This is a genomic window from Campylobacter troglodytis (genome assembly GCF_006864425.1).
Classification (GTDB): domain Bacteria; phylum Campylobacterota; class Campylobacteria; order Campylobacterales; family Campylobacteraceae; genus Campylobacter_D; species Campylobacter_D troglodytis.
This window is the reverse complement of record NZ_QHLI01000240.1, coordinates 1-518: the sequence shown is the minus strand read 5'-3', so window position 1 is coordinate 518 and position 518 is coordinate 1. Positions and strand designations below refer to the sequence as shown.

The window sequence follows — 518 nt, the reverse complement described above, 5'->3', positions numbered from 1 at the left end:
TACAAAACAATGAAGCATTTAAACAATGACAAGCAAGAGCGAAGTGTTTGGAATATAGGCATTTGCATAGGAAATGAAAGGCTTAAAGGGCTTGATGGCAAAAAGCTGCATTCTACGCAAAAGCCTGAACTTTTGCTTGAAAAAGTGATTTTATCAAGCTCAAAAGAAGGCGATATTGTGCTTGATCCGTTTTTTGGCACAGGCACGACAGGGGCTGTGGCAAAGCGTTTTGGCAGACATTTCATAGGCATAGAACAAAATGAAAGCTATGTTAAAATCGCTAAAAGCCGCATTCGCCAAGTAAATGTTATTCAAAATGACCTTAGCAAGGGTTTGCTTGAGACAAAGCCCCCAAGAGTAAGTTTGCAAGAGCTTTTAAATGCAAATTTCTTGCAAAAAGGGCAAAAACTTTATGATAAAAATAAAAACTTCATTTGCACCCTACTTGAAAACGACAAGGTAACGGACGGACAAGAGACATTAAGCATTCACAAAATGGCAGCAAAGCATTTAAATAA

At 37.8% G+C, this 518-nt stretch carries 1 protein-coding gene; it reads left to right on the top strand.

Annotated elements, in window-relative coordinates; genetic code table 11:
* Positions 1-518, top strand: a 518-nt coding sequence (locus tag DMC01_RS12775) for a DNA-methyltransferase (protein ID WP_142694544.1), incomplete at both ends; no start/stop codon positions are given.